Raw genomic sequence first — 22,437 nt, forward strand, 5'->3', positions numbered from 1 at the left:
TCCCACGTACATGAGCAACATGAACCACGAGCGTGTCCTCAGTGTTCATCACTGGAACGACACTCTGTTCAGCTTCAAGTGCACCCGCGATCCGGGCCTGCGCTTCGAGAACGGTCAGTTCGTGATGATCGGCCTGCAACAGCCAAACGGCCGCCCGCTTATGCGCGCTTACTCGATCGCCAGCCCGAACTGGGAAGAGCATCTCGAGTTCTTCAGCATCAAGGTGCCTGATGGTCCGCTGACCTCCCAGTTGCAGCACCTGAAGGAAGGCGACGAGATCATCATCTCGAAGAAGCCTACCGGCACCCTCGTTCTGGACGACCTGAACCCGGGCAAGCACCTGTACCTGCTGAGCACCGGCACCGGTCTGGCGCCGTTCATGAGCGTAATCCAGGACCCGGAAACCTACGAGCGCTTCGAGAAAGTGATCCTGGTTCACGGTGTTCGTTACGTCAACGAAGTCGCCTACCGCGAGTTCATCACCGAGCACCTGCCGCAGAACGAATTCTTCGGCGAGGCGCTGCGTGACAAGCTGATCTACTACCCGACCGTGACCCGCGAGCCGTTCGAGAATCAGGGCCGTCTGACCGATCTGATGCGCAGCGGCAAGCTGTTCAGCGACATCGGCCTGCCACCGATCAACCCGCAGGACGACCGCGCGATGATCTGCGGCAGTCCGAGCATGCTCGACGAGACCAGCGAAGTGCTCGACAGCTTCGGCCTGAAGATCTCGGCCCGTATGCGCGAGCCGGGTGACTACCTGATCGAGCGAGCGTTCGTCGAGAAGTAATCCCGACGATGCCAACAGAAAAGCCCGCGTTGCCTGAGAAGGCAGCGCGGGCTTTTTTCGTTTCCGGGGATCATGCTTCGGCGGGGATGACTTCCAGGACGCGGATCTGCTCCGGTGTCGGGTAATGCCAGCGTACGTCCAGATCCCAGAACTGTGCGCCGTATTCGCGCTCCGGTGCGGGCGTCTGGTAGGCCGGACGCGGATCCTGGGCCAGGCACTGCTCGATCAGCTCCACCAGCGGCTCGGCAAGGCGCTGAGCGTGGGTGTGGGCCTGTTGCAGCGCTGCTTCCGTCCACTGCACGTCGATCAGTTGCGGCGCGGCGCTGGCGATGCTGTTGGAGGCCTCGGGGATGATGTCGGCGTAAGGCACGTAGGGTTTGATATCGAGAATCGGTGTGCCGTCCAGCAGGTCGATGCCGGAGATGAACAGGCGATTGGCCTCGACCTTGTCCAGCTTCACCACCGACTGACCGATGCCGTTCGGCCGGTGAGTGGCGCGAGTGGCGAACACGCCCATGGACTTGTTGCCGCCCAGACGGGGAGGGCGGACCTTCAGTCGCGGCTTCTCCTCCAACGCCTGATGGAATAGGAACAGCAGCCATACATGACTGACCTGCTCCAGCCCCTGCACCGCATCGCCCTGATCGAACGGCGCCACCAGTTCCAGCACGCCACGGGCGGCGGGGGCCAGTTGCGGCTGGCGCGGGATGGCGAACTTCTCCTTGAAGCAGGAGCGGACAAAGCCGATGGGGGAGACGCTGTAAGTCATGGTCTTGGGTCGAGGCAGAAAACAGGACGGGCATGATAACCCGTCCGCCTGGGTCGCCGACCTAAAGACTGAACCCGCCATCCAGCGGAATCACATTCCCGGTCATATAGGCCCCGGCGGTACTCGCCAGGCTGATCGCCAGCGCCGCCATCTCTTCCTCACGGCCCCAGCGTTTCATCGGGATCAGCGCGGTGTCTTCGGCCAGTGCCTGCTGGTCGTTGCCGATGTGCTGGGTCATCTTGCTCGGAAAGCGCCCCGGCGCGATGACGTTGACGTTGATGTGCTGGCTCACCAGTTCCCGGGCGAGAATTCGCGACAATTGGTGCAGGGCCGCTTTGCTTGGCCCATAGGCGTAGGCCTGCTCGCCGAACGAAGAAATCCCCGCCACCGAGCCGATGTTGATGATCCGCGCCGGATTGGCTGCCGAACCGGCCTTGCGCAGCAGCGGCAGAAACTGCTGGATGCAACTGAACACCGAGGTCACGTTGAGCTGCATGACCTTCTCCCAGCCCTTGACCGGGTAGCTCTCCAGCGGCGCACCCCAGGTGGTGCCGGCGTTGTTCACCAGAATGTCCAGATGGGTGATCTGCTCGCCCAGCCGGGCCGCCAGTTCCTTTACGCCGTCCTCAGTCGCCAGATTCGCCGCCACACCATGACAAATACCCAACGTACCGAGTTCTTCAGCGGTCTGATGACAGGCTTCAGCGTCACGGGAGCAGACGTAGACACGGGCGCCGGCCTCGACATAGGCCTTGGCGATCATTTTGCCGATACCACGGGTGCCGCCGGTCACCAGGGCGGTGCGGCCTTGCAGGGAAAAATACGGGTGCATGGCGAATCCTGAGGGCTAGGGTTCAGTACACCCTAGTCGCCGGCCGCGAAAAGCGGAGCCACTATTTTTCGAGGGAATGGAGGACCATGCATGAAAACGGCGACCGAAGTCGCCGTTTGTTCAAGGATCAGCCGCGAATGCGCAGCGTCAGGCCCTTGAGGAAATTGCGCAGCAACTGGTCGCCGCACGGGCGGTAGTTGGTGTGGCCGACCTTGCGGAACAGCGCGCTCAATTCAGGCTTGGACACCGGGAAATCGGCAGCCTTGAGGATCGCGTGCATGTCGTCTTCTTTCAGTTCGAAGGCCACGCGCAGTTTTTTCAGAATGATGTTGTTGGTCACCGGCACTTCGATCGGCTGCGGCGGACGGCTTTCGTCCTTGCCGCGCTTGAAGATCACCAGACCGTCGAGGAAGTGCGCGATGACTTCGTCCGGGCAGCGCACGAAACCTTCTTCGTCTTCTTCCTTCTTGTCGAGCCAGGTCACCACGTCGGCGAGGGTCACGTCCATACCACCGAGTTTGATGATTTCGACGACTTTCTTGTCGCTGATGTCGAGCATGTAGCGCACGCTGCGCAGTACGTCGTTATGAACCATGTTTGCAATCCTGATCGTTCGCTGTGGGCACCGCGCAGGCGCGATGCCGGAATGTGTGGCGGCAACGGAGGCCTTAGAACTTCTCTTTGCCGGACAGGTAGCGCCATTGGCCGGCCGGCACCTTGCCGATCGATACGCCGCCGATGCGGATACGGCGGATGCCGACCACCTTCAGCCCGACCGCTTCGCAGAACTGGGCGATGATCCCCGGCTGCGGGTTCTTCATGGCGAAGCGCAGGCGGTTTTCGTTCTGCCAGCTGGCCTTGACCGGCGGCAGCTCCTTGCCCTTGTGGGTGAGGCCGTGCTGCAGGCGATTGAGGCCGTGGGCGACCATCTCGCCTTCGACTTCGACCACGTATTCCTGCTCGATCTTGGCCGCGTCGGCGGTGAGCTTGCGCAGCACCTTCCAGTCCTGGGTGAACACCAGCAGGCCGCTGGCCTTGGGTTGCAGGTCGGCGCTGGCGGTCAGGCGCAGGAAGTGCCCGCGCAGCGGTCGCTTGCCGTAGCGGTGTTCTTCGCTGAGGGTGTCGGCGCTCAGCGACTGCATCGCGGTGTCGACATCCATGCCGGCCGGCACATTGAGCAGAATGGTCACCGGCTCCGGCGCGGTGGCCTTGGCGTCCTTGTCGAGCTCGACTTTCTGGTCGCCGACCTTGAACTGCGGCTCGTCGATGACTTCGCCGTCCACGGTGACCCAGCCTCCCTCGATGAACAGCTCGGCCTCCCGGCGGGAGCAACCGACCAGTTCAATGAGGCGTTTGGAGAGGCGAATCGGGTCAGTCATGACAGGGCCGTAACAAAAAAGGGGTGGGCATTGTACCTGCCTGGCGCCGGTTAATCGCGATTGCATTTGTACCGTGTGGCTTTTAGCCGCGTACGGCGCGCTGTTCCGGCTGTTTCAGACGCATGTGCAGTAGCGGATAAGGCTGGCCCATGCCATCGACTTCCGACCGGCCGATCACCTCGAACCCCTGCTTGAAGTAAAAGCCCAGGGCCTGGGGGTTCTGTTCGTTGACGTCCAGTTCATCGGCGTTCAGGTGCTGCATCGCATAATTGAGCAGCTTCTTGCCCAGACCCTGGCCACGATGTTCAGGGTCGATGAACAGCATTTCGATCTTGCCCGCCGCCACGCCGGCGAATCCTGTGATGCGCTGGTGGCTGTCCCTGGTGCAGATCAGCATCACCGCATCGAGGTAGCGGGTCAGCACCAGATTGCGCAGCAGCTCGATATAGCTGTCCGGCAGAAAATCATGTGTGGCACGAACCGAGGCCTCCCAGACCCGGGTCAGTTCCTGATAATCGCTGAGTTTCGGCGTGTGGATGACCGAATGGTGGCGCATGCCCGATAGCCTCTTTGTCATTTATGAGGGAGTCCTTCCCCTCACAAACGATAGCCGTAAAAAAGCCCCGCATCTCGTAAAAGAGAGCGGGGCTTTTCGTATTTTTCGCGTTTAGATCTGTTCGGCCCAGAGGTCGTATTCGTCGGCGTCGGTCACCTTGCACCAGACCTTGTCGCCCGGCTTGAGGTTGCTGCCGTTGTCGATGAACACGTTGCCGTCGATTTCCGGTGCGTCAAAGAAGCAGCGGCCGACTGCGCCTTGCTCGTCGACTTCGTCCACCAGCACTTCGATTTCACGGCCGATGCGCATTTGCAGGCGGGCCGAGCTGATTTCCTGCTGGTGCGCCATGAAGCGCTCCCAGCGATCCTGCTTGACGTCGTCCGGAACGATGTCGAGGTTCAGGTCATTGGCCGGTGCGCCTTCGACCGGCGAGTACTGGAAGCAGCCGACGCGGTCGAGCTGGGCTTCGGTCAGCCAGTCCAGCAGGTACTGGAAGTCTTCTTCGGTTTCGCCGGGGAAGCCGACGATGAAGGTCGAACGGATGATCAGGTCCGGGCAGATTTCGCGCCAGTTCTTGATCCGCGCCAGGGTCTTGTCTTCGAACGCCGGGCGTTTCATCGACTTCAGGACTTTCGGGCTGGCGTGCTGGAACGGGATGTCCAGGTACGGCAGGATCTTGCCGGCGGCCATCAGCGGGATCAGCTCGTCGACGTGCGGGTACGGGTAAACGTAGTGCAGACGGACCCAGACGCCGAGGGTGCTCAGCGCTTCGCAGAGTTCGGTCATGCGGGTCTTCACCGGCGCGCCGTTCCAGAAACCGGTGCGGTACTTGACGTCAACGCCGTAGGCGCTGGTGTCCTGGGAAATCACCAGCAGCTCCTTCACGCCGGATTTGACCAGACGCTGGGCTTCGTCGAGCACGTCGCCGACCGGGCGGCTGACCAGTTTGCCGCGCATCGACGGGATGATGCAGAAGCTGCAGCTGTGGTTGCAGCCTTCGGAAATCTTCAGGTACGCGTAGTGACGCGGGGTCAGCTTGATGCCTTGCGGCGGCACCAGGTCGATCAGCGGGTTGTGATCCTGTTTCGGCGGCACGACTTCGTGCACGGCGTTGACCACTTGCTCGTACTGCTGCGGACCGGTGACGGCCAGCACGCTCGGGTGCACGTCACGGATGTTGCCTTCTTCGACGCCCATGCAGCCGGTCACGATGACCTTGCCGTTTTCCTTGATCGCTTCGCCGATGACTTCCAGGGATTCGGCCTTGGCCGAGTCGATGAAGCCACAGGTGTTGACCACGACCACGTCGGCGTCCTGATAAGTGGACACCACGTCATAGCCTTCCATGCGCAGCTGGGTCAGGATGCGCTCGGAGTCGACCAGTGCTTTCGGGCAACCCAGAGATACGAAGCCAACCTTTGGATTGGCCGGCGCAGGAGTGGTGGACATGTCTAACCTCGGTATTTTGTGACGCCGCTTGCCTGATGGCGGAAGCCGACGGACGGGCGCTTGAAGTGCGCCTCTGATCAAAAAGTGCGCAATTCTAGCGATGAGCAGCGCACTTGACCAGCTTTATGCAGGGAAATACGACGAGTGCTGCGCTATGCTTCGCGCCGTTGGGCTTTACCAATTTTTTACAGTCAACAAAACGACTGTAACAACAGGTAAAACAGCGCATGCTGCATCAAAAAGCATAGTGCTTCGTTCAAAGAAGCCGGTCTGGAAATCAGGAGTGTTGGATGGGTCAGGCAAGTAGTCAGGCGGCGGGCGCCGAGCATTCGGCTGCAAAACCGCTGAGCATGCTGGTCGCGGCAGTCGGGGTAGTTTACGGCGACATCGGCACGAGCCCGTTGTACACCCTTAAAGAAGTGTTTTCCGGCGGTTACGGCGTCCCCGTCAACCACGACGGAGTGCTGGGCATTCTGTCGCTGATCTTCTGGTCGCTGATCTGGGTCGTCTCGATCAAGTACATGATGTTCGTCCTGCGCGCCGACAACCAGGGCGAAGGCGGGATCATGGCCCTGACCGCGCTGGCACGGCGGGCGGCAGGGGAGCGCAGGAAGTTGCGTTCGCTGCTGGTGGTCTGCGGCCTGATCGGCGCGGCGCTTTTCTACGGCGACAGCATGATCACCCCGGCGATCTCCGTACTTTCCGCCATCGAAGGTCTGGGGCTGGCGTTCGATGGCATCGACCACTGGGTCGTGCCGCTGTCGCTGGTGGTGCTGGTGGGCCTGTTCCTGATCCAGCGTCACGGTACGGCGCGGATCGGCATTCTCTTCGGGCCGATCATGGTCACCTGGTTCCTGGTGCTCGGCGCCCTCGGCGTGTACGGCATCAGCCATTCCCCGGAAGTGCTCAAGGCGCTGAACCCGATCTGGGCCGTGCGTTTCTTCATGGTGCATGCCGGCATGGGCGTGGCGATCCTCGGTGCCGTGGTGCTGGCACTGACCGGTGCCGAAGCGCTGTACGCCGACATGGGCCACTTCGGTCGCAAGCCGATTGCCCGGGCGTGGTTCCTGCTGGTGCTGCCGGCGCTGGTGCTCAACTACTTCGGTCAGGGTGCCTTGCTGCTGGACAACCCGGAAGCGGCGCGCAACCCGTTCTACCTGCTGGCACCGAGCTGGGCGTTGATTCCGCTGGTGGGTCTGTCGACCCTGGCCACGGTGATCGCCTCGCAAGCGGTGATTTCCGGCGCGTTCTCCCTGACCCGTCAGGCGATCCAGCTCGGCTACATCCCGCGCATGTACATCCAGCACACCTCCAGCGATGAGCAGGGGCAGATCTACATCGGTGCGGTGAACTGGACGTTGATGGTCGGCGTGGTCCTGCTGGTGCTGGGCTTCGAGTCCTCCGGCGCCCTGGCCTCTGCCTACGGCGTGGCAGTGACCGGGACGATGCTGATGACCACCATTCTGGTGTCGGCGGTCATGCTGTTGCTGTGGAAATGGCCTCCGGTGCTGGCGGTGCCGGTGCTGATCGGCTTCCTGCTGGTGGACGGCCTGTACTTCGCCGCCAACGTGCCGAAGATCGTGCAGGGTGGTGCGTTCCCGGTGGTCGCCGGTATCGCCCTGTTCATCCTCATGACCACCTGGAAGCGCGGCAAGCAATTGCTGGTGGAGCGCCTGGACGAAGGCGCATTGCCGCTGCCGATCTTCATCAGCAGTATCCGCGTGCAGCCGCCACATCGCGTGCAGGGCACCGCCGTATTCCTGACTGCGCGCTCCGACGCGGTACCGCATGCGCTGTTGCACAACCTGCTGCACAACCAGGTCTTGCACGAGCAGGTTGTGCTGCTGACCGTGGTCTACGAAGACATCCCGCGCGTACCGCCATCCCGACGCTTCGAAGTCGAGGCCCACGGCGAAGGCTTCTTCCGGGTGATCCTGCACTTCGGCTTCACCGACGAACCGGACGTCCCGCAGGCGCTGAAACTGTGCCATCTGGACGACCTCGACTTCAGCCCGATGCGCACCACCTACTTCCTCAGCCGCGAAACGGTCATCGCCTCGAAACTCGAAGGCATGGCCCGTTGGCGTGAGGCGCTGTTTGCGTTCATGTTGAAGAACGCGAACGGCAACCTGCGGTTCTTCAATCTGCCGCTGAACCGGGTGATTGAATTGGGGACGCAGGTGGAGATGTAGGCTCCGCCTTAATTGAAAAGCCCCCGTCAGCCTTTTGGCTGGCGGGGGCTTTTTCGTTTCTGTGCCGTTTACATGCTTTCGGGCAATTCTGCTTCAGATTCGGTTTTCGTCCGCGTTACTCGTGGCATCAGGGATTTCGTCACATCATCCATCAAGGCCTTGCCCATGATTGTCAGGTAATGCGCAGCCCAGGCGTGGCGGTCGTTTTCCTTGTCGTAGGCGGCATCCTCTGCGAAGGATTTGGCGAGGAACAACAGATCTGAAGCCTGTGACAGGGCTTCGACGATGGGGACGCCAGAGCGGACATTGAAAAACGCTTGATCGGAGCCAGAGCCGTAGAGAAAGGAGGTGAAGCCAATGGTTGTAAGGTCTGTGGGTGTAGACGATTTCGTTTCGGTCATGGTGTTACTCCTTGGTTCGAGGAGCTGCAACTTCCGTTACCACACGAAAGGGAGGCAGCTGTACGCAGGGTGGTAAACCGGGAACCAAGGAAACCGGCACGCCCGGAGGCGTCCCACGCACAGCTGCCATAAATCGAAATCACAGGCATGAAAGTGCCTGTGATTGTGAATGGGGCGCTGTTGCGCTGGTTTATCCGGGTTACCACACCCGATCGCTGAAAGGGTCAGCGACCTCTGGAGAGTATCCCGTCAAAAAACAGTGCAACAGGGCGGCAAAGTGCCCAAACACGAGATTAGGAGTTTGCCTACAAGGTACTCGGACGTCATCTGATATTGCGACACCAGACGTAAACGAAACTAAACGTTGGTGGAGGTTTAGCGCTTCTTCGGTGCGGAAGATGAATGAGGAGTTGACTACTCGAAAAGGCCAGTGAAGCAGGTGTCCACGTTTTATGGAATGTGGACACCTGGCGTTTTCAGCTTCATGAAGAGTCAAGCAATGAATGAAAAAGCCCCCGCAACCCTAAGGTTGCGGGGGCTTTTCGTTGGAGCGCCTCAGATCACTCTGCCGGCTGATCCTTGGTCTGACGCTTCTCGATCAGATCCACCAGTCGCTTGGCCAGCGCCGGGTAGTTCTCGTCGAAGTGGTGGCCGCCAGGCAGCTTCACCGCTTCGCCCACCGCGGTCTTGTCGGTGCAGCCGCTTTCATCCTTCTCTTCTTCGCCGTAGATGCACACGACCTTGGCCGGTGGCAGTTTGGCCATTTCCGGGCCGGTGGCGGCTTCTTTGCCGGCGTTGCCGAGCCAGCCTTCGACTTCGATTTCGAAGCTGCCGGTGCGGGCGAAGGCCAGCAGGATGATTGCGTCGACGCGTTGCTGCTCGGTTTCCGGCAGGCGGTTGTAGATGGCCGGCAGGACGTCGGCGCCGAACGAGTAACCGGTCAGGATGAAGCGTTTGGTGCCCCATTTCTGGCGGTAGTGCTGCATCAGTTCGGTCAGGTCCAGCGCGCTCTGTTCCGGGCTCTTGTGCTGCCAGTAGTAGCGCAGGGTGTCGATGCCGACCACCGGGTAACCGATCTTGGCCATTTCACCGGCCACGTCGCGGTCCAGGTCACGCCAGCCGCCGTCACCGGACAGGAACAGGGTCACAGTGTCCTTGGCCTGGCCGGCCGGGACTTCCACCACCGGGATCTGCAGGCCGCCGTTGGCTTTGTCGCCACCGACGAGGATCTTGCGCAGTTCGTTGTTCAGCACTTGCGGCAGGTTGATGTCGTAGTCGCTGATGCTGGTTTCGGCGTTCGGTTGATCGCGCACGAAACCGGCGCTGGTGTCGTCCGGGTTGTCGTTCCAGGCCACCAGCCAGTGGCCGTGGGCGGCGGATTTCGGCAGCAGGTGGGTGCAACCGCCTTTTTCCAGGGCCAGGTCGACCGACACGGCCTGGGCCTTGTCATCCTTCTGTTCCGACAGCCAGCGCCAGGCCAGCACCGCGCCAGGGCCGATGCCGCTGACCAGGGTCGCCGGGCCGTTCAGTTCGCGCAGACCGCTTTGCAGTGCGCGGCTTTGCAGCAGGCAGTCCTTGGGCAGAATCACCTGGACGATCTGCGCCGAGGCGCTGCGGCTCAGGGTGGTCAGCTGATTGTCGGTGAGTTTCTTGTCGTCCTCGACCGCCACCAGCACCTGGGCCTTGGGCTTGGTGCCGGGGATGACCCGGGTCATGACCGTGCCGTCAGCCGGCGTGAGCTGTTCGAGGGTCGGTTCCGGTGCCGGGCGTTTGAGGTACCAGTAACCGCCGCCGGCAATCACGGCCAGCACGATCAGTGCGGCCAGGATGTACTTCAGGGAGCGTTGAATCATCAGCGTTTCACCAATCCAGTCAAGCCGCCCGCGATCAGGGCAGCAGTATCGGCCAGTGCCACCAGCGGATCGAGTCCGGCGGGCACTGCCATATAACGGGGTTCCCAGTCAGGCTGGAACTTGTCTTTGAAGCGGCGCAAGCCTTGGAAGTTGTACAGCTGCTCACCACGGCGGAAAACCATCGAGCCCAGACGCTGGGTCAGCGGTGCACCACGACGGGGTTGCAACCCCGACAACGGCACCATGCCCAGGCTGAAACGCGCGTATCCGTGACTCTTATAATGTTGAATCAGACCGACCATCAAAAACTCCATGGTCAGCTTGGGGGCGTCCGGGTGCGAGCGCATCAGATCGAGGCTGGCCAGGTCATGGCTGTAAGTCTCGAGCAGGTTGGCGAACGCCACCGGGCGGCCTTCGAAGCGAATCACCGCGATGCGGAAATGCTTCAGGTAATCGTCGCTGAAACGGCCGAGGGAGAAGCCTTTCTCGCGTACGTTCTTGCCGGTCAGCCAGGCATCGGAAATCACCTTGAGCTCATCCATCGGCGCCTGGCCCGGCTCGAAGATCTCGAGCGACAGACCATCGCGGGTACCACGGTTCCAGGTGTAGCGCAGGTCCTTCATCTCCTTGCCCTTGGCATCCAGGTCAAAACGATGCAGATCGACCCGGGCTTCTTCGCCGAGCTTGATCGCGGTCAGGCCGATGTCCATGTAGTACGGCAGGTTCTCGGCGCGCACTTGATAGAACACGGGACGGGCGTGGTGGATGTCACACAGGTCGCGGAACTGCCAGATCATTTCCGCCCGTTGCTGGCCGGGGCCGATCGGGTCGTACAACGCCACCAGACTGCGGCCGCGACGGGCGTACATCAGGAAGGCCTCGTCGTTGGGGTGAAACAGCAGCGCCTTGTCACCGGTCAGGGCCAGGCCGCCGTCCGGTTGCGAGGAGGCCATCAGGACCTTCGAGGCGCGCTCCAGCTCGTCCGGGGTCGGCAGATGAATCACCGGGCGGGCGGTGCGCAGCAGCCAGGTCAGGGCGATCACCAGCAACAGCACCGCAGCGCCGAGCAGTGAACGCAGACCGCGCGGGGCATCGGCGTCCAGGGTGAACTGCCACCACAACTGATGGCTGTACGGCACGTCCTGATAGGCAAACAGCAACAGCCAGGTCGAAGCGCCGAGTACGCACAGGCTCGCCACCAGATACAGCGGCGAGAACGGCACTTCGGTCAGACGGCTCGGGCGATAGAACGAACGACGGAAGACCCCCAGCAGCGCGGCGGTGAGGGTCATCAGCGTGGCTTCTTCCCAGTCGAAACCCTTGAGCAGTGAGAGCAGGGCGCCTACCAGTAGCAGAATGGTGGTCAGCATCCACGCCGCCGACAGCCGGCGACGCAGGCCCTGAGCGAGCATCAGGCACAGCAAGCCGATCAGGCTGGCGCCGAAGTGCGAGGCATCGACCAGACGATGGGGGATCAGGTAGGCGATGTGTTCCAGGCGCGTGTCGATTTCAGGGGTGGCGCCGGAGAACAGCAGCACCACGCCGGACAGGAACACCAGCACCGCGAGGATCGGTGCGGCCAGACCGGAAGCGGCGCGCATGGTCTGGGTCTGGAACAGCCGCTGACCTTCATTGATCAGCAGCAGTACGCAGGCCACCAGCAATGGCAGTACCACGTAAATCATGCGATAGAGCAGCAGGGCGGCGGCCAGCGGTGCTGCGCCGAGCTTGTCGGCGAAGGCCGCCAGCAGAATCGCTTCGAAAACCCCGACACCGCCCGGTACATGGCTGAGCACGCCGGCCGCCAGGGCCAGCAGGTACACCAGCAGGAACGCGCCGAATGGCGGTGCTTCCGGCAGCAACATGTACAACACGGTGGCGGCAGCGGCGACGTCGAGAGCGGTGATGACCAGTTGCAGGAACGTCAGGCGTCGGCCCGGCAGGCGCAGGGTGCGACGGCCGACCTTGACCAGCAGATTGTCGCGATACGGTTGCTCCGGCAGACGCCGACGATAAATGCCCATGGCCAGAATCGCGCCGAGCAGCAGCACGGCAGAGGCAATCGTGGCCAGCAGGCCTTCGGACAGGCCCAGCGCCTGGGAAGCTGCCGGCAGGTCACTCAGGGTGGCCAGTGCTGCCAGCGGGGGCAGGGCGCATCCCAGCGACAGGCTGGCAAACAGGGTCATGTGCGCGACTTCCGAAGCGCCCAGGCCAAGCCGTGCATATAAACGGTAACGCACCGAGCCGCCGGACAGCATCGACAGGCCGATGGCGTTGCCGATCGCGAATGCCGTGAAGCCACCGAGCGCCAGCGTGCGCGGCGGGATGGTCACGCCGGCATAGCGGCTGGCCGACCATTCGTAGCCCAGCAGAATGATGAAGCCGACGACGGTCGCGCCGAAAGCACCCAGCAGGGCCGGCTTCGGCACGTCGAGAATCGAATCGTGCAAGGCATAGAGGTCGAGTTCGCTGAGCAGATGGCGACAGGCAATCAGCGCGATAGCGAACAACAGCAAAGTGACCGCCAGACCAATCGGTTGCCGGTATTTGCTGATTCGATCCAGCAAGCGCATGCGCTCGGGCTTGATCGATGGATTCACGGTGAGGGTGTCTTGTGGATCAGACGAGTTGGCGCGCATCAATCACCTCTTGGATTGTGCGCGACAGGATGGGGGTATCCAGCCAAGTTACCAATCCCTGTAGAAAAAAATAATCACAAAATACTACGCCTCTCGTCGGGTATCGGCGAGGGCAGGTCCCGGATTGCAGACCTCTTGCCTGCGACTCAAGCATAGTCGCAACTCGGCGGGTCTGAAGATCCTGAGCGGTTCACTGCACGATGACAGATCATTGTTGCGAAAGGACTTTTTCCACAGATACAAAAAAGGCCACTCTTTCGAGCAGCCTTTTTTGATGTTTGGTTGCGGGAGCCGGATTTGAACCGACGACCTTCGGGTTATGAGCCCGACGAGCTACCAGACTGCTCCATCCCGCGTCTGTGTGGCGGCATTCTACAGGCGAACGGCGGGGTGTCAACCGTTAATCCCGCGAAGGGTCAAATAAGCGTGAAATCGCGTCAATCCGTCGCAGGAGGGCGGTAAGTTTCGGAATTGCAAAGGATTCCTGTTTGGCCCGGATGATTGCCGAATGAAAAACAGACGCGCACAAAAAAGGCCAATCTTTCGATTGGCCTTTTTCGATGTTTGGTTGCGGGAGCCGGATTTGAACCGACGACCTTCGGGTTATGAGCCCGACGAGCTACCAGACTGCTCCATCCCGCGTCTGTGTGGCGGCATTCTACAGAGGATCGCCGGGGTGTCAACCTTGAATCCGGATAAAATCTGTTCTGGTTCAATTGGTTAGCTATTTTTCGAGGTCGCTGACGGGGCCGCAGGTCAGGCAGGACGCGGGTTTCAGCTCTATTGGTCAGCGATTTCCGATTGAGAAAATAAATTCAACGGACGTTTCCTACTGCTGGAAAAGAACCTTCATACCACTGGTGCTATATACAGGTGTCAGTGAGATACTGCTCATCCGGCTTGCCACGTTTCCTTTTCTGTCATGACCCAGCGAAAAATCATCCACATCGACTGTGACTGTTTCTACGCCGCCATCGAGATGCGTGATGACCCGCGTCTGGCCGGCAAACCGCTGGCGGTGGGTGGTTCGGCAGACCGACGCGGGGTGATCGCCACCTGCAACTATGAGGCGAGGGCTTACGGGGTGCGTTCGGCGATGTCCTCCGGGCATGCCTTGAAACTGTGCCCGGACCTGACCATCGTCAAGCCGCGCATGGATGCCTACCGTGAGGCATCGAAGGAAATTCACACGATCTTTCGCGATTACACCGACCTGATCGAACCGCTGTCGCTGGACGAGGCCTACCTCGATGTCTCGGACAGCGCGCATTTCGGTGGCAGCGCCACGCGCATCGCCCAGGACATCCGGCGCCGGGTTTCCAATCAATTGCACATCACGGTCTCGGCCGGGGTGGCACCGAACAAGTTTCTGGCCAAGATCGCCAGCGACTGGAAAAAGCCCAACGGCTTGTTCGTCATCACTCCGGATCAGGTCGAAGATTTTGTCAGTGGCCTGCCGGTGAGCAAGCTGCACGGCGTCGGCAAGGTCACTGCGGACAAACTGGGCAAGCTCGGTATCAACGACTGCTCGCAACTGCGCGAGTGGGACAAGTTGGCGTTGGTGCGCGAATTCGGCAGTTTTGGCGAGCGACTCTGGAGCCTGGCCCGTGGGATAGATGAGCGGCAGGTGCATAACGACAGCCGCCGTCAGTCGATCAGTGTGGAAAACACCTACGACGTCGACCTGCCGGATCTGCGCAGTTGCCTGGACAAGCTCCCTGAATTGCTGGAAACCCTGAAAACCCGCATGGCGCGGATCGACAGCAGCTACCGGCCGGGCAAGCCGTTCGTCAAAGTGAAATTCCATGACTTCACCCAGACCACGCTGGAGCAGGCCGGGGCAGGGCGGGATCTGGGCAGTTATCAGTTGATGCTGACGCAGGCATTCAATCGCGGTGGCAAACCGGTGCGGCTGCTCGGGGTGGGCGTGCGGCTGGAGGACTTGCGCGGCGGGTTCGAGCAGATGGAGTTGTTCGAGCGGTAGCTCATATAAAAAAGCCCGAAACAGGTTCGGGCTCTTCTATAAGTGTTGTCAGTTCGGACCGGGGTCCGCCACCAGTCGCCCGGCATCCTTGGTCAGCGACTTGAGGAACTCGGCCTGCAACTCGGGATCGTTGCGTGTCAGCTCGATCAGACTCTGTTCCAGCTCGCTGGCTTCTTCTTCCAGACCCAGTTCCGACAGGCGTTTGACCCGGTGCACCCACTGGCTCACTTCGTCGTCTTCCAGATCGTCGTAAATCAGGCCGTGGGCTTCCAGCAGCTTGCCACGCAGGTGACTGCTGATCGTCAGGGACGAGTCGGAATGCACGTCATCCTTGGCGTCTTCGACACTGATCTGCAGTTTGCCGACATGGTTCAGATCGTTTTCGGCGAACGGGCTGTCCAGCAGGTTCAGGCGCAGCACGCCGTTGCGGTCGGTGGTCATGTCGAAGGTCTGCTTGCCGGCCTTGACCTGCACCGGGCGCTCGCTCCACGGCAGGCTCGAATACTCCATGCGCTTGTCGCGCTGGACTTCATCGATACCGGCCAGGTTCTGCTGTGCACGACCGTGGGACTGCACGTTCATGAACGGGTTGAGCCCGGCGAACCCGTAGCTCAGCCAGTCCTTGGTCACGCTGTCCGGCAGGGTGCCGAAGGCGAACACGTTGACTACGTTAGCCCCGACGCCGGCCACCACCGCCACGGCACCCAGCGGAATCTCGTAGATTTCGCGCCAGGGCTGGTAAGGCGTGTAGCGGTCATAACGACGGGTCACTTCGTACTCAGTGACTTCGAAGGTTTTCTGTTCGTTGATCTTTACGCGTCTCTGCGGCAGCTCAAGCACCTTAGGCTCACCGACATCGATCTGCAGGCTGTGATCGAGCAGCTTTCGCTCGACCCGCTCTTCGTGCTCGCTGCGCTGTGACATGTGATTGGCACAGCCGCTGACCAGCAGGGTGCCGCACAGGGCGGCACCACCGAGGCCTAAGGTGTTTCGCTTGAACATGAGGACTCTATCTGGTTTCAGCGGCGGATACGGGCCTGCAGGAAGGACAGTACGTCGGCAACCGGCAGCGCTTGCGCCTGGCCTTCGGTACGGCTCTTGTATTCCAGGTTGCCTTCGGCGAGGCCGCGGTCGCTGACCACGATCCGGTGTGGAATGCCGATCAGCTCCATGTCCGCGAACTTGATGCCCGGGCTGGTTTTCTTGTCGCGATCGTCCAGCAGTACTTCGAAGCCGGCAGCGGTCAGTTCCGCGTACAGCTTGTCGGTGGCTTCGCGCACCTGCTCGGTTTCATAGCGCAGCGGTACCAGGGCGATCTGGAATGGCGCCAGGGCGTCGCTCCAGATGATGCCGTTCTCGTCGTTGTTCTGCTCGATGGCCGCAGCCACCACGCGGGACACGCCGATGCCGTAGCAACCCATTTCCAGGGTCACAGGCTTGCCGTTCTCGCCCAGCACTTCGCACTTCATCGCCTTGCTGTACTTGTTGCCCAGCTGGAAGATGTGTCCGACTTCGATGCCGCGCTTGATTTCCAGGGTGCCCTTGCCGTCCGGGCTCGGGTCGCCGGCCACGACGTTGCGCAGGTCGGCCACGGTCGGAACCGGCAGGTCACGCTCCCAGTTCACGCCGAAGTAGTGCTTGTCGTCGATGTTGGCACCGATGCCGAAGTCGCTCATCAGCTCGACCGAACGGTCGATGATGATCGGCAGCGGCAGGTTCAGCGGGCCAAGAGAACCGGCGCCGGCGCCGATGGCGTCACGCAGTTCGGCGTCGGACGCCATGACCAGCGGGCTGGCGACGCCAGGTTGCTGGGCAGCCTTGATTTCGTTCAGCTCGTGGTCGCCACGGATGACCAGGGCGATCAGTTTGCCTTCTTCTTCGGCGTGCACGATCAGGGTCTTGATGGTCTTTTCGATTGGCAGACCGAATTTCTCCACCAGGGCCGCGATGGTCTTGGTGTCCGGAGTGTCGACCAGACGCAGCTCTTCGGCCGGCGCAGCGCGGGAAGTTTCACGCGGTACGGCTTCGGCTTTCTCGATGTTCGCGGCGTAGTCGGAGCCGTTGCTGAAGACGATATCGTCTTCGCCGGACTCGGCCAGCACGTGGAATTCGTGGGAGCCGGCACCGCCGATGGAACCGTTGTCGGCTTCGACCGGACGGAATTTCAGGCCCAGACGGGTGAACACGTTGCAGTACGCCTCGTGCATGCGGTCATAGGTGACCTGCAGCGACGCCTGGTCGGCGTGGAACGAGTACGCGTCCTTCATGATGAATTCACGGCCGCGCATCAAGCCGAAGCGTGGGCGGATTTCGTCACGGAACTTGGTCTGGATCTGGTACAGGTTGATTGGCAGCTGCTTGTAGCTGCTCAACTCGTTGCGCATCAGATCGGTGATCACTTCTTCGTGGGTCGGGCCCGCGCAGAAGTCGCGACCGTGACGGTCTTTGATGCGCAGCAGCTCAGGGCCGTATTCTTCCCAGCGCCCCGATTCCTGCCACAGCTCGGCCGGTTGGGTGCTCGGCATCAACACTTCCAGAGAGCCGGCGGCGTTCATCTCTTCGCGAACGATGGCTTCCACCTTGCGCATTACCCGCAGGCCCATCGGCAGCCAGGTGTACAGGCCCGAGGCGAGTTTGCGGATCATGCCGGCGCGCAGCATCAGCTGATGGCTGATGACGACCGCGTCGGAAGGCGTTTCTTTCTGTGTGGCGAGCAAAAATTGACTGGTGCGCATGGTTGGCCGTTGTCGGTTGCTATGACTGGAAATGACGGAGCAGTGTACCGGCGAGAGCTGCCGACGTACAGAAGTGCAGGCCCGGCGGAAACCCTCCCGCCGGGTGCGAGATGTCTTACGACTCTTCGGCGACGGGCGTCGACACGGGTTCCGGTGTCGGTGTCGGGCCTTCGCGGCGACTCTCCTGGAACCAGTGCAGGGCGATCAGCACCAGGGTCGGCACGCCGAGCGCCGCTGTGATGATGAAGAAGTTGTGATAGCCGAACTTCTCCACCATGACCCCGGAGTAGCCGCCGATGAGGCGTGGCAGCAACAGCATGATCGAGCTGAGGAGGGCGTACTGGGTCGCGGAGAACTTCAGGTTGGTCAGGCTCGACAGGTAGGCGACGAACGCCGAAGTGGCCATGCCCGAGCTGAAGTTGTCGAGGGAAATGGTCACCACCAGCATCTGCAGGTTCGGGCCCATGTCCGCCAGCATCACGAACAGCAGGTTGGTGGCTGCCGACGCGGCACCGCCAATGAACAGGATCGGCAGAATCCCGAAGCGCACGATCAGCAGGCCACCCATGCCGGCGCCCACCAGGGTCATGATCAGGCCGAAGATCTTGCTGACGCTGGCGATCTGGTCCTTGGTGAAGCCCTGGTCGATGTAGAACACGTTGGCCATCACACCCATCACCGTGTCCGACATGCGATAGGTGGCGATCAGGCCGAGCAGCAGCAGGGCCTGCCAGCGGTAGCGCAGGATGAAGTCGTTGACCGGCGTCAGCACCGGCGCCAGGCCACGGCGACCCATGGTCGACAGGCACAGGCCGGTCAGCAGGGTATAGAGAATGGCGCGCAGGAATGCCCGGTCTTCCAGCAGCAGGTCCAGCGGGCTCATGGTGCCGAACAGCACGCTGGCGAAATCGGTGTTGTAGAGCTGGGTGAACATGGCCGGTACGGAAACCAGCAGGACGATCAGCACGAACACCGACATCAGCTGGTGCATGAAAGTGTAGCGCCCGGCCTGCAACTGGGTACGCAGCGGCACTGGCGGCTCGCGCATCAGCAGGGTGGTGATCAGGGCAGGCACCATCAAGGCGCCGAACAGCGCGTAAGTGCCGGTCCAGGCCGAATGCTGGTAGTTGAAACCGGTGGAGCCGAAACCTTCGGCGAAGAACAGTGCACCGGCGGTCGCCAGCAGGGCTGCGACCCGATAACCGGACATGTAGCTGGCGGCCAGGGCAGCCTGGCGGTTGTCTTCGGCGATTTCCAGGCGATAGGCGTCGACGGCGATGTCCTGCGTAGCGGAAGCGAAGGCGACGATCACGGCAATGGCGATCAGCCAGGACAAGTGTTTCTGCGGGTCGCAGAAGCCCATGCCGATCAGGCCAAGGATCACCAGCGACTGCGCAAGCACCAGCCACGAACGGCGTCGGCCCAGTTTGCCGAGCAACGGCAGGCGCCACTGGTCGAGCAGCGGCGACCAGACCCATTTGAAGGCATAGGCCAGACCGATCAGGCTGGCATAGCCGATCGTCTCGCGGGCTACACCGGCTTCACGCAGCCAGACCGAAAGTGTCGAGAACACCAGCATGTACGGCAGGCCGGCGGCGAAACCCAGCAACAACAGCACGAGCGTCGAAGGACTGGCATAGGCGGCGAGCGCGGCGCGCCAGGTTTTACGGGGCATGGGCTGAAGTCTGCCTCAAGATTGCGAAAACAAAGCGCGCACTCTAACCGCTGTGCTCTACCGGACGCCAGCCATGGCGCCGAATATCCACACGATTGTTCAGGATCGTAACGCCCTCCATACGCAATCGTGCCCGCTGCTCATCACCCGAAGGGCTGCCTGCCGGCAGGCTGATCCGACCGCCGGCACCGAGTACGCGGTGCCAGGGCAGCTTCGTGTCGCCGGGCAACTGGCTCAGGGTACGGCCGACCCAGCGGGCGGCGCGCCCCAACCCGGCCAGTTCGGCCAACTGACCATAGCTGACCACCTTGCCCTCAGGTACCTGGGCAAGGGTCGAGTAGAGTGCCGTGCGTCGGATTTGCGGATCGTTTTCGCAGGCTTGTATCGGGTCTGTCACGTGCGCCGTTCCTGAACAGGGTCGATTCATGGATTAAAGGGTAATCCGTGATCGGGCAATTGAGAAATGAACTCAACAGAAATAGCCGGGTCACTCCTTGTCAGAGGATTATTCCTACGGATAATGCCGACCCTTTTTTTCGCAACCCCGAGTTTCCGATTCGCTTATGTTGTCCAGAACCCTGTTGTGCCTTGCTGTCTTCAGTGCGTCCACGCCCTTGCTTGCCGATACCGTCTGGTTGAAAAACGGTGACAAGCTGAGCGGCAAAATCACCCTGTTCGACGGCGGCAAGTTGCTGGTCCAGACCCAATACGCCGGCGCGGTTACCATCGACTGGAAACAGGTAAAGACCCTGGAAAGCGATCAGGAACTGCTGGTCAAGCAGGACGCCTACAGCGGCGAGAAAGCCAAGTCGCTGACCGCCGCTGACGATGGCAAGGTCACCCTGGCCAACGGCGAGGCACCGAAAACCGTCGAGCTGGCGAGCATCCAGCAGATTCTCAAGCCAAAACCCGTGGTCGAGGATCTGGTGTGGAAGGGCAATGTCGATCTGGCCCTGGATTATCAGCGCGCCGAAAAAGACACCAATGACTACGACATCGGCTTCAAGACCTCGGCGCGCCATGGCCGTTGGCGTCATACCGCCGAGGGCGAGTACAACCGTGAAGTCCAGGATGAGGTGGTGACCACCAACAACTGGCGCGCCGAATATGCACTGGACCGCTTCCTGACCGACAAGTGGTTCTGGCAGGGACGGTTGAACTACAAGCGCGATTACGTCGAAGAGCTGTCGCGCCAGCGGGTGGTCGGTACCGGCCCGGGCTATCAGTTCTGGGATGACGAGCTGGGCGCGTTCTCTCTCGGCTCGCTGCTCAACCGCACCGATTACGAGTACAGCGACGGCGGCAAGGACAACTTCTATTCCGTTGCCATGAAGTGGGACTACAACCGCTACCTGATCGGCAAGAAGGTGCAGTTCTTCACCACCGGCGAGATTGGCAAGCCGCTGTCGGACGTCGCCAACTATGCCCTGGATTCGGAAGTGGGCCTGCGCTACAAGGTGACGGACTGGGCCTCGCTCAATCTCAAGGCCGAGCGTGACATCATCAGCGGCACCAAGGATGCGGATCTGAACAAGACCCGCTACACCGCCGGATTTGGCGTGGCCTGGTAACGCCGCACTCCGAGGTGGGAGAAAGCCCAGCAGCTTCAGAGTTGCAGGGCTTCTTTGTTTTTAATCCTTCGATTTATCTTCGTTGGCGGAAATGTAGGTACATTTTTCCAGCTTTTTGCCCATCAGGTATTGGCATTCGTAGCTCAGAGTGCCGTTGCCTCTCCAGAAACGGACTGGGCCATGTTCTTTTCCGTCTACGTAGTCGGCAGACGATGCCATTTCACCATTTTCGTGCCATGTAACGGATGAGCCCTGAAGCTTATCGTCCTGATATTTTTGATGTTCCTTTAGTTGCCCTGACTCGTACCATCGCTTGAAATCCCCTTGCTTGCGATTTTGTGCGTCCCACTGCCATTGCAGCGTTTGCACGCCTTGCTGAGTCCATTGTTCGTAGCTGAGTCGATTTCCATCTTTATAGAACGCTTTTTCCTTCGCCTTGCCGTCCATGAAATATTCGATTACCCAGCCAACCGGTTTGCCATTCACATCGTTTCGGGTGAACTGTGTTGTTCCATTTTCAAAGTAGTGGATGGTGGGGCCCTCGGATTTACCGTTCACGAAAAGGGTGCTGTAGCGCAGCTTTCCGTTCGGGAAGTAACCGAGGCTAGGGCCGTCCCACACGTTGTTCCGGTAGTGTGTGCGGCCTATCAAGGCTCCATCTTCGTCATATTCCAGGTACTCGCCATCCACACGTTTGCCTAGGTGCCACTTGTAGGATTCGGCAATCTTGCCATTGGCATGGTAGATGGTTTGCGTTCCGTCGAGTTCGTTGTTCAGGTAGCTCTCTCGCTGGTTGACTGTGCCATTTTCGTCGTATGTCAGCGCTTCGCCCTGACGCTGGCCGCTGGCGTCACTCTGGTGGCTTTTATGCAGCGTGCCGTTTGGATAGTAGGACTTGTACGCAAGGACGGGTTTCCCTGAAACAAAGTCTTCGTTATCTACAAAGTAGTCTCGGCTCAGGGTGTGGGTTTCTAGGTTGAAGATTTGCACTTTCCAGACCTTGAGACTGGCGTCATAGGGCATGGGCATTTTCAGGTAGTGGGAAGCCACGCCTTTGCCGGTCGGAGCAAAATGTTCATCGAGATAAAGCTTGCCGTCGACTAAATGGGTCATCAGCTCGCCACACTCTTCCACTGTGCAAGGGCGTACCTTCTCGAAGAAAGCGCGTTTTCGCTCGCAAGCCGAAAGAGTGAGCAAGAGAGGGACTTTTTGGTCGATCAGATCCTGGATCTCGCCAAGCGCGCGGCGAAACGACTCGGCGGGAATGCCCGCTGACTCTGGCGTGAGGTAGATTTCGTTGCTCCCGCAGGTGTGCGGCGTCGAGAGCGTGAGTAGCGCTGCGGCTCTTAGTTGTATGGGGGCATGTCCATTTACCTCGGGCCCCTTAGCCAGATAGGTTGCGCGAGGGTTCATGTCGATGATCACAGTGGCGTGATCAGGTTGTGGGTCTGCGTTGAGCGGCGGTGCGAATACCAGCAGCAGAGCGTTGAACGCCTTCCAGGAGATGAATTGCATCCTGCTTCTTCCGTGTGATTTCCAGGGCGCGAAGCATAAAGAGCTGGAGCACGGACGGGGGGAAACTAAATACGCGTGTCTAGTCCTGAAATACGCG

18 protein-coding genes and 2 tRNA genes are annotated in these 22,437 nt (G+C 60.7%); 4 read left to right on the forward strand and 16 right to left on the reverse strand.

Annotated elements, in window-relative coordinates; genetic code table 11:
- Positions 1-10: 10 nt before the first annotated feature.
- Positions 11-790: a ferredoxin-NADP reductase gene (gene fpr, locus M5B98_RS25440; RefSeq protein ID WP_003222277.1), complete on the forward strand. Its 780-nt coding sequence runs from the start codon at positions 11-13 to the stop codon at positions 788-790.
- Positions 791-860: 70 nt separating this feature from the next.
- On the opposite strand, the gene tsaA is transcribed toward fpr, so the two are convergent.
- The 6 genes from tsaA to rimO all read right to left on the reverse strand — a co-directional run bounded on the left by tsaA (position 861) and on the right by rimO (position 5,775).
- On the reverse strand, positions 861-1,559 hold the full coding sequence (gene tsaA / locus M5B98_RS25445) for a tRNA (N6-threonylcarbamoyladenosine(37)-N6)-methyltransferase TrmO (RefSeq protein WP_248744347.1): 699 nt from the start codon (positions 1,557-1,559) through the stop codon (positions 861-863).
- Positions 1,560-1,620: 61 nt separating this feature from the next.
- Positions 1,621-2,391 (reverse strand): SDR family oxidoreductase, encoded by a 771-nt coding sequence (locus M5B98_RS25450; protein WP_248744348.1) that lies wholly within the window; start codon positions 2,389-2,391, stop codon positions 1,621-1,623.
- 127 nt (positions 2,392-2,518) lie between these two features.
- Positions 2,519-2,986: a DUF1456 family protein gene (locus tag M5B98_RS25455; RefSeq protein ID WP_114881683.1), complete on the reverse strand. Its 468-nt coding sequence runs from the start codon at positions 2,984-2,986 to the stop codon at positions 2,519-2,521.
- Positions 2,987-3,059: 73 nt separating this feature from the next.
- On the reverse strand, positions 3,060-3,770 hold the full coding sequence (locus tag M5B98_RS25460; RefSeq protein ID WP_134825697.1) for an rRNA pseudouridine synthase: 711 nt from the start codon (positions 3,768-3,770) through the stop codon (positions 3,060-3,062).
- An 82-nt stretch (positions 3,771-3,852) separates the two neighbouring features.
- On the reverse strand, positions 3,853-4,326 hold the full coding sequence (locus M5B98_RS25465; protein WP_248744349.1) for a GNAT family N-acetyltransferase: 474 nt from the start codon (positions 4,324-4,326) through the stop codon (positions 3,853-3,855).
- Between the two features lie 111 nt (positions 4,327-4,437).
- Complete coding sequence (gene rimO, locus M5B98_RS25470) at positions 4,438-5,775, reverse strand: 30S ribosomal protein S12 methylthiotransferase RimO (protein ID WP_085712910.1); 1,338 nt, start codon at positions 5,773-5,775, stop codon at positions 4,438-4,440.
- Between the two features lie 350 nt (positions 5,776-6,125).
- Here rimO and M5B98_RS25475 point away from each other — a divergent pair, with 350 nt between their 5' ends.
- Positions 6,126-7,967 (forward strand): potassium transporter Kup, encoded by a 1,842-nt coding sequence (locus tag M5B98_RS25475; RefSeq protein WP_371321039.1) that lies wholly within the window; start codon positions 6,126-6,128, stop codon positions 7,965-7,967.
- Between the two features lie 68 nt (positions 7,968-8,035).
- Here M5B98_RS25475 and M5B98_RS25480 read toward each other — a convergent pair whose 3' ends face one another.
- From M5B98_RS25480 to M5B98_RS25500, 5 genes are all read right to left on the reverse strand, one after another.
- Positions 8,036-8,368, reverse strand: a complete 333-nt coding sequence (locus M5B98_RS25480) for a DUF3077 domain-containing protein (RefSeq protein ID WP_248744350.1) — start codon at positions 8,366-8,368, stop codon at positions 8,036-8,038.
- Between the two features lie 560 nt (positions 8,369-8,928).
- Entirely contained in the window at positions 8,929-10,221 is a 1,293-nt protein-coding gene (locus M5B98_RS25485; RefSeq protein ID WP_248744351.1) for a virulence factor family protein, read from the reverse strand.
- On the reverse strand, positions 10,221-12,860 hold the full coding sequence (gene mprF, locus M5B98_RS25490) for a bifunctional lysylphosphatidylglycerol flippase/synthetase MprF (RefSeq protein ID WP_248744352.1): 2,640 nt from the start codon (positions 12,858-12,860) through the stop codon (positions 10,221-10,223). The genes M5B98_RS25485 and mprF overlap by 1 nt, the downstream gene beginning before the upstream one ends.
- A 279-nt stretch (positions 12,861-13,139) precedes the next feature.
- Positions 13,140-13,216 (reverse strand) — tRNA-Met (locus M5B98_RS25495).
- A 209-nt stretch (positions 13,217-13,425) separates the two neighbouring features.
- Positions 13,426-13,502: transfer RNA gene (locus M5B98_RS25500), tRNA-Met, on the reverse strand.
- A 280-nt stretch (positions 13,503-13,782) separates the two neighbouring features.
- On the opposite strand from M5B98_RS25500, the gene dinB reads away from it, so the two are divergent.
- On the forward strand, positions 13,783-14,844 hold the full coding sequence (dinB, locus tag M5B98_RS25505) for a DNA polymerase IV (RefSeq protein ID WP_114881690.1): 1,062 nt from the start codon (positions 13,783-13,785) through the stop codon (positions 14,842-14,844).
- Positions 14,845-14,892: 48 nt separating this feature from the next.
- Here dinB and M5B98_RS25510 read toward each other — a convergent pair whose 3' ends face one another.
- The 4 genes from M5B98_RS25510 to M5B98_RS25525 all read right to left on the reverse strand — a co-directional run bounded on the left by M5B98_RS25510 (position 14,893) and on the right by M5B98_RS25525 (position 19,681).
- Entirely contained in the window at positions 14,893-15,846 is a 954-nt protein-coding gene (locus M5B98_RS25510) for a hypothetical protein (RefSeq protein ID WP_085712916.1), read from the reverse strand.
- A 17-nt stretch (positions 15,847-15,863) separates the two neighbouring features.
- On the reverse strand, positions 15,864-17,579 hold the full coding sequence (locus M5B98_RS25515; protein ID WP_085712917.1) for a proline--tRNA ligase: 1,716 nt from the start codon (positions 17,577-17,579) through the stop codon (positions 15,864-15,866).
- A gap of 115 nt (positions 17,580-17,694) precedes the next feature.
- A complete protein-coding gene (locus M5B98_RS25520; RefSeq protein ID WP_114881691.1) occupies positions 17,695-19,254 on the reverse strand; it encodes an AmpG family muropeptide MFS transporter in 1,560 nt (519 codons plus the stop codon).
- A 43-nt stretch (positions 19,255-19,297) separates the two neighbouring features.
- Positions 19,298-19,681, reverse strand: coding sequence for an MGMT family protein (locus tag M5B98_RS25525; RefSeq protein ID WP_162803463.1), 384 nt, complete (start codon positions 19,679-19,681; stop codon positions 19,298-19,300).
- A gap of 136 nt (positions 19,682-19,817) precedes the next feature.
- Between M5B98_RS25525 and M5B98_RS25530 the strand changes: the two genes are divergently transcribed.
- Entirely contained in the window at positions 19,818-20,825 is a 1,008-nt protein-coding gene (locus M5B98_RS25530; protein WP_085712920.1) for a DUF481 domain-containing protein, read from the forward strand.
- Positions 20,826-20,885: 60 nt separating this feature from the next.
- Here the strand turns inward: M5B98_RS25530 and M5B98_RS25535 are convergent, their stop codons facing one another.
- Positions 20,886-22,340, reverse strand: a complete 1,455-nt coding sequence (locus M5B98_RS25535; RefSeq protein ID WP_248744353.1) for a toxin-antitoxin system YwqK family antitoxin — start codon at positions 22,338-22,340, stop codon at positions 20,886-20,888.
- Between the last annotated feature and the right edge of the window lie 97 nt (positions 22,341-22,437).

The sequence above is a fragment of the Pseudomonas sp. MWU12-3088 genome, assembly GCF_023242405.1.
Lineage (GTDB): Bacteria > Pseudomonadota > Gammaproteobacteria > Pseudomonadales > Pseudomonadaceae > Aquipseudomonas > Aquipseudomonas kribbensis.